Source organism: Streptomyces sp. 13-12-16, from assembly GCF_002114215.1.
In the GTDB taxonomy this organism is placed as follows: Bacteria; Actinomycetota; Actinomycetes; order Streptomycetales; family Streptomycetaceae; genus Streptomyces.
The window spans coordinates 1-6,665 of record NZ_NCTE01000073.1 but is presented as its reverse complement, the minus strand read 5'-3'; the positions used below and the strand labels follow the sequence as shown (position 1 = coordinate 6,665).

Annotated in this window: 5 protein-coding genes and 1 pseudogene; 3 read left to right on the top strand and 3 right to left on the bottom strand. The window is 73.9% G+C overall.

All coding sequences use genetic code 11. The features are described 5' to 3' along the window. The coding region (locus tag B7767_RS03405; RefSeq protein WP_143652180.1) for a Nif3-like dinuclear metal center hexameric protein at nt 1-539 on the bottom strand (539 nt) is incomplete at its 3' end. Between the two features lie 199 nt (nt 540-738). On the opposite strand from B7767_RS03405, the gene B7767_RS03400 reads away from it, so the two are divergent. Further along, nucleotides 739-2,067 carry a hypothetical protein gene (locus B7767_RS03400; protein WP_085570799.1) on the top strand — a complete coding sequence of 443 codons (1,329 nt, stop codon included), beginning with the start codon at nt 739-741 and terminating at the stop codon, nt 2,065-2,067. A 97-nt stretch (nt 2,068-2,164) separates the two neighbouring features. Further along, the gene (locus tag B7767_RS46125) at nt 2,165-2,332 is read left to right on the top strand and encodes a hypothetical protein (RefSeq protein WP_179167016.1); all 168 of its coding nucleotides are present in this window, start codon (nt 2,165-2,167) and stop codon (nt 2,330-2,332) included. Between the two features lie 69 nt (nt 2,333-2,401). On the opposite strand, the gene B7767_RS03395 is transcribed toward B7767_RS46125, so the two are convergent. Continuing rightward, the gene (locus tag B7767_RS03395) at nt 2,402-3,295 is read right to left on the bottom strand and encodes a MaoC/PaaZ C-terminal domain-containing protein (protein ID WP_085570798.1); all 894 of its coding nucleotides are present in this window, start codon (nt 3,293-3,295) and stop codon (nt 2,402-2,404) included. 108 nt (nt 3,296-3,403) lie between these two features. Further along, nucleotides 3,404-4,831 (bottom strand): MFS transporter, encoded by a 1,428-nt coding sequence (locus tag B7767_RS03390; RefSeq protein WP_107485773.1) that lies wholly within the window; start codon nt 4,829-4,831, stop codon nt 3,404-3,406. Nucleotides 4,832-5,094: 263 nt separating this feature from the next. Here B7767_RS03390 and B7767_RS03385 point away from each other — a divergent pair. Further along, nucleotides 5,095-6,665, top strand: a pseudogene (locus B7767_RS03385) (MFS transporter); the annotation flags it as partial.

Here is a 6,665-nt window from a genome sequence, read left to right as displayed (position 1 = left end):
CGCACGAGCGCGTCGGGGTCGCCGGCGACGCGGATGCCCTGCGCGGTGGCGGGCAGGCGTTCGGCGGCACGGGCGGCGAGGTCGCGGACGGTCAGCGGGTGGTCGAGCTCGCAGACGCGGCCCAGGCCCCGGCGGCCGTCCGGGTCTGCCGGGTCCGGCACGAGGGGGCGTACGACCCTGAGGTCCAGCGCGCCGGCGAGGGCGTCCGAGACTCCCGGGTCGGCGGTGTCGGCGTTGGTGTGGGCGACGTGCAGCGCGATGTCGTTCTTGATGAGCGTGTGCACCACGCGGCCCTTGAAGGTGGAGGCCGCGACCGTGGTCGTACCGCGCAGGTAGAGCGGGTGGTGGGTGACCAGCAGGTCGGCGCCGAGCCTCACCGCCTCCTCGACGGTCTCCCGGACCGGGTCGACGGCGAACAGGACCCGCGTGACCTCCTGGTCGGGTTCGCCCACGACGGTGCCGACCGCGTCCCAGGACTCGGCCCGCTCGGCGGGCCACAGGTTCTCCAGCGCGGCGATGACTTCTGACAGACGGGGCACGCTGCCAAGGCTACCTGGGCGGCCTCGTGCGGCTGAACCGGCGCCGCTCCCGCCGGCCGGCGCCGGGGCCCATGGAGCACACGTCCGCTTCTCCCTCAGGCGAATCGTTCCTGGAGCACCCTTACGTGTGAAGTGCGGGCCCACCGGTCCGCCGTCTGTGCGTGCGCGACCTACTTTCGTCACCGGAGGTGACCGAACGATGACGTTCTGTGCCATCGAACCTGCGGCGGGACACGAGGAGGGAACCGGACGGGCGGGCTGCGCCATCACCGCCGACGGTTCCTACGCCGCGCGCCTCGCCCTCGCCGGCGACTCCTTCTTCCCGGAGCGCTGGACCCTGGACGGCCCCGAGCCCTACGCGGTGCCGCTGCCCGGCAACCAGCCCGAGGAACCCGGCACCGAGGTGCAGCCCCTGAGCGACGGGCGGGTCCTCATCCACCGGCTGGTGGGCGGACGGCACGCCTTCTCCCTGCTGTACCCGACCGGCCCCGGCACCGGTGAGCTGCCGCTGGGCACGGTCGACTGCCCGGACGAGGGCACCCGGCTGCGGCTGCTGCCGCCCGCGCCGGGCGGGGAGCGGGCGTACGCCCTCGCCGTGGGCCGGCGGTCGACGGTGGTGTGGCTGGTGGCGGGCGGCACGTTCGGGCCCGAGCAGCTCGCGGAGGTTCCCGGGCACTGCTCGGGCGGGGTGTGGCTGGACCGCGAGGGGCGGATGCTGGCGCTGGACCGGGAGGCCGGCGGGCGCACCAAGGCGGTCGTGGTGGACCTGGAGCGCGGCGGCGAGATGTCCCCGCTGCTGCAGATCGCCGACGGGAGCGACGACCGGGTGCTGCTCGCCGACCCGGACAGCGGGCTGCTGCTGGTCCGCTCGGACGCGCCGTCGCCCGGGCGGAGCCGACTGGGCTGGGGGGTGCTGGGCAGCACGCTGCCGGTGCGTTTCCCGGAGTGCCTGCGGCTGGCGGACTGCGCGGTCACGCCGTTCGCGATCCAGCCGGGGCAGATGCTGACGCCGGAGGGCTGCGCGGTGGCGCTGCGCGTCGACGGCGCGTTCGGCAGCTGGATCGGGGTGTGGCGGCCGGCGGAGCGGCAGGTGCACCACTTTCCGGCGCCGTCGGGGTGGTTGACCGGGGCGGGGCTGTGGACCGCGGACGGGGTGCTGCGGCTGCCGTACGCCACCGGGGCGGTGCCGTGCGGTGTGGCCGGGCTGCGGGCACCCGGGCAGGAGCGGCGGCGGGAGGGGCTGGACGTCCGTCCGCCGGTGGGCCGCCCGGAGGCTCCGGGGTCCGGTGAGGGCCCGGTGCGTGCCGGGTTCGGGCCCGGGACGGTGACGGACGGCCGGGTGCCCTCCCCCGGCGATTTAACGGACGAGGAGATTCCGTCCCAACTCCCCTACTGCTCGGGAGACATGATCGGCTGCCTGCTCCCGTCCCACGTCGAGCCCCCGGCGCACCGCGACCCCGGCGCCCCCTCCTCGTCCCGTCCCGTTCCCTTGCAGCAGGCGCCTCTGGGGCGGCTTGTAACGAAGTAGTGGCGGTCGGCGTGGCCGCCTGGATCCGGGTGGTGGTGTGCCGGTTAAACTCGCCCGGCTGTAGGAAAGATCATGTTTACGGGGTGAGTTCCTTCCGATGAACGACGTCAGCACGAACGAGTCGCGGTCCACCGAGGACGGACAGGCCGCTGTCGGACACGGCAAGCACCGGGGTCCGGTCTCCACGCAGGACGCGGAAGCGTCCCCGCGCGGCCGGCACCGCAAGCCGGAACAGGTGAACGAGTACGCGGGGTCGGCCGCCTGACCTCACGTCGGGCACCGATCCGCAACCGAGCCGGGCCCCGGCCGTCATCGATGACGGCCGGGGCCCGGCTCAGTCGTGTTCGACCGTCGTATCGGCGAGGACCGGCGCGTCGCCGCTCCCCCGCTCCCGGCTCCGCTCGCGCGGGTGGCCCCCCACGGCGGCACCGACGACCACCCGTACCGCGCCGTCCCCGCGCCACATCCGGATCCGCAGCGTCTCGCCCGGGTACACGACCCCGGCGAACCGGGTGGTGCAGGAGCGGACGCGGGTGACGTCGCCGCCGAGCAGGGTGTCGACGACCGCCTTGAGGGTCATGCCGTAGGTGCACAGGCCGTGCAGGACGGGCCGTTCGAACCCGGCGCGCGCGGCGAACTCCGGGTCGGCGTGCAGGGGGTTCCAGTCACCGGAGAGGCGGTAGAGCAGGGCCTGGTCCTCGCGGACGGCGCGTTCGAGGATCCGGTCCGGCTTCCCGGTGGGCGGCTCGTACCGCACGGACGGGCCTCGGTCTCCGCCCCAGCCGCCTTCGCCGCGTACGTGGATCCGCGCTTCGTCGGTCCACAGCGGGCCTTCGGCGTCGGCGGCCTCGGTGCGCATGACGAGGACGGCCGCCGTGCCCTTGTCGTGGACGGCGGTGATACGGGCGGTGGTGGTGGCGGTGCCCTCGGCCGGGAGGGGGCGGTGCACGGTGAGCGACTGGCCGGCGTGGAGGACGTGGGCGAGGTCCACGTCGATGCCGGGGAGGGAGAGCGCACCGGTCACACCGGGTGGGCCGCCGCCCGCGACGGTGGCGAAGCTCGGCAGGACGTGCAGCCGGGATTCGAGGGTGTAGCGCAGTTCGTGGGGGTCGGTGGCGGGGCGGCCCGCGCCGATGCCGAGGTGGTAGAGGAGGACGTCCGCGGGGGTCCAGGAGATGTCGGCGGTGCGGGGCGGGGCGGCCAGGGCTGTGGCTGCGTCGATGGGCACGGGGGCTCCTGTCGCGTCGTTCCCGGCGGGTGTGACCGGGCGGGGGGTGTTGCGCGGCCCGGCGTCGCGGGGGAGGCACGATTGCCCGCGGTCGCACGGCTGGAGCGGCTACTGCTCCTCCCTCGTCCTCCTCGGCAGCCACAGCCACATCACCACCGCTCCCGCCGCCAGCAGTGCCGTGCTGGTGCGGAAGGCCAGGGCGTAACCCTCCGTCAGGGAGTGGGGGGTGCGGGTGGGGCCCGTGTGGGCCGCGGCGATCGTGGACATGATCGCGAGTCCCAGGGAGCCGCCCATCGTGCGGGAGGTGTTGACCAGCCCGGAGACCAGGCCGGCCTCCTCCGGTGCCGCGCCGGACGTGGCCAGCGAGGCCAGCGGGGTGGCGGCGACGCCCGCGCCCAGCATCATCAGGATGCCGGGGAACATGATCGCGGTGAGATACGCCCCGTCCGCGGTCATCGTCGACTGCCAGCCGAAGCCGGTCGCCGCGACCAGCGTGCCGAGCACGGCCACGGTGCGCGGTCCCGCCGTGCGCATCAGCCGGGGTGCGAGCTTGGAACCGATGATCACGGCGAGCGAGCTCGGCACCAGCGCCAGTCCGGCCTCCAGCGGGGTGTAGCCGAGCACGTTCTGCGCGTACAGGGTCATGAAGAACCACATGCAGAACATGGCGGAACCGCTGATGAGCATCGCCACGTTCGCCGACGCCACCGACCGCAGCCGCAGCAGTCCGAGCGGCATCAGCGGGGCCTTGGCCCGCGCCTCGGCGAGGAGGAACAGGGCGAGGAGGGCGAGCCCGGCGCACAGCGGCACCAGCGTGGCCGCCGCCCAGCCCTCGGCCTCGGTCTGTGAGATGCCGTACGCGAGGGTGGCGAGGCCGGCCGTCACCAGCAGCGCGCCCGGCAGGTCGAGCCGCCGTCCGTCCCCGGCCCTGCTCTCCGTGAGCCACCGGGCGGCCCCGGCCAGCACGAGCGCTCCGACGGGCACGTTGATCAGCAGCACCCACCGCCACGACAGCGCGTCCACGAGCACCCCGCCGACGAATCCGCCGGCCGCGCCGCCACCCGCCCCGACGGCCGTCCAGGTCGCTATGGCCCGGGCGCGGGCCGCGCCCTCCGGCACGGCCGAGGTGACGATGGTGAGCGTGGAGGGCGCCAGGACGGCCGCTCCGAGTCCCTGCACGGCCCGCGCCAGCAGCAACTGCCAGCCCTCCTGGGCGAGCCCGCCGGCCAGTGAGGCCAGCGTGAACAGGCCGAGGCCGACGAGGAACATCCGCTTGCGCCCGTAGAGGTCACCGGCGCGCCCGCCGAGCAGCATGAAACCGGCGAAGGCGATGGAGTAGGCGTTCACCACCCACTGCAGGCCCTGCTCGCCGAGCGCCAGCCCGCCGCGCATCGACGGCAGGGCGACGTTCACCACCGAGATGTCGAGGACGACGAGGAACTGCCCGGCGCAGGCGAGCGCCACCACCAGCCACACGGGCGGTGCGGTGCGAGCGGACCTGCGGGCGGTGCCGGTGGTTTCGAGCATGTGCGCCATGCTCTCAACCGGGCTCCGCCCCGGCATCGGCTTTTCGTCCTACGTGGACCGGGTCTCCGGACCTGGGCACGGACCGCGCCCGGACCGTAGGCGACCCGGACGGCCGTCGGGCGGGCGGGACGCGTCGGCACGGTCCGCACGGTCGGCACAAAGGAAAGGTCAAGAATTCGTTAGTGGTTCGAAGCATCGGAATAGTTGCCTCGGTGTACGGGGTTCGTTTTGCACGTACCCCCGCACACGGCCGGCCCTGGAGGCACCTTTCCATGACGCAGACGACGACCGACCGTTCCTCCGGCAGAGCGGGCGGGGCCGTGGTCCCGGTGCTCGCCTTCGCGGGCATCGTTGTCGCGGTGATGCAGACCCTGCTGGTCCCGGTCATCAAGGACCTGCCGCGACTGCTGGACACCACTCCCTCCGACGCGACCTGGGTACTGACCTCGACCCTGCTGTCCGGCGCCGTGGCCACCCCGATCATGGGCCGCCTCGGCGACCTCTACGGCAAGCGGCGCATGCTGGTCACCAGCCTCGCGGTGATGGTGGTCGGCGCACTGGTCAGCGCGTTCACCGACGACCTGCTGCTGATGATCGCCGGCCGCACGCTCCAGGGTTTCGCGATGGGCGCCATCCCGCTCGGCATCGGTCTGATGCGCGACATGCTGCCCCGCGAGCGCCTCGGTTCGGCGATGGCCCTGATGAGCTCCTCCATAGGCGTCGGCGGCGGACTCGCGCTGCCCGCCGCCGCACTGGTCGCCCAGCACTCCGACTGGCACGCCCTCTACTTCGGCGCCGCCGGCCTCGGCGTCCTCGCGATCGCGCTCACCCTGACCGTCGTACCGGAATCCCCGGTGCGCGCCAAGGGCACCTTCGACCTGCCGGGCGCGCTGGGACTGTCCGCCGGGCTGGTGCTGTTCCTGCTCCCCGTCTCCAAGGGCAGCGACTGGGGCTGGACCTCCGGCACCACGCTGGGCCTGTTCGGTGCGGCGGCCGTGGTGCTCCTCCTCTGGGGCCTGATGGAGCTGCGTGTCCCCGCGCCCCTGGTGGACCTGCGCACCACCGCCCGCCGCGAGGTCCTGCTCACCAACCTCGCGTCGATCATGGTCGGCGTCTCCTTCTTCGTCGTCTCCCTGGTCCTGCCCCAGCTCCTCCAGCTCCCCGCCGGCCACGGGCTCGGCCGGTCGATGGTGGTCGCGGGCCTGTGCGTGGCCCCGCTGGGCCTGACGATGATGTTCACCGCCCCCGTCTACGCCCGCCTCTCCGCCCGGTACGGCCCGAAGACCACCCTCATCCTCGGCCTGGTGATCATCGCGATCGGCTACGGCGGCGGCCTCGGCCTGATGGACGCCGCCTGGCAGACCGTCGTCACCTCGGTGGTCATCGGCGCGGGCATCGGCCTCGCCTACTCCTCCCTGCCCGCGCTGATCATCGGCGCGGTGCCGGCCTCGGAGACGGGCGCGGCGAACGGCCTCAACACCCTGATGCGGTCCATCGGCACGTCGGTGTCGAGCGCCGTCATCGGCATGGTGCTGGCCAACACGGCGGACACCGTGGGCGGGGTGGAGATCCCGACCCAGCACGGCTTCCGGATCTCCTTCCTGATCGCGACGGCGGCGGTGGCCGTGGGTCTGGCCCTGGCCCTGTTCCTGCCCGGCCGGCGCCCGTCGGAGCAGCACCCGCGGCTCCGGGCGAGCAGCGAGGAGGACGCGAACCTGGAGCGCGCGGAGGCGGCCCTGAGCGGCCTGCGGGGCGGGGTCCTGGACGACGCCACCGGGCGCCCGTCGCCCGCGCCGAGGTCACTCTGACCGACCGCCACGGCCGCCGGGCGTGCGTCACCGTC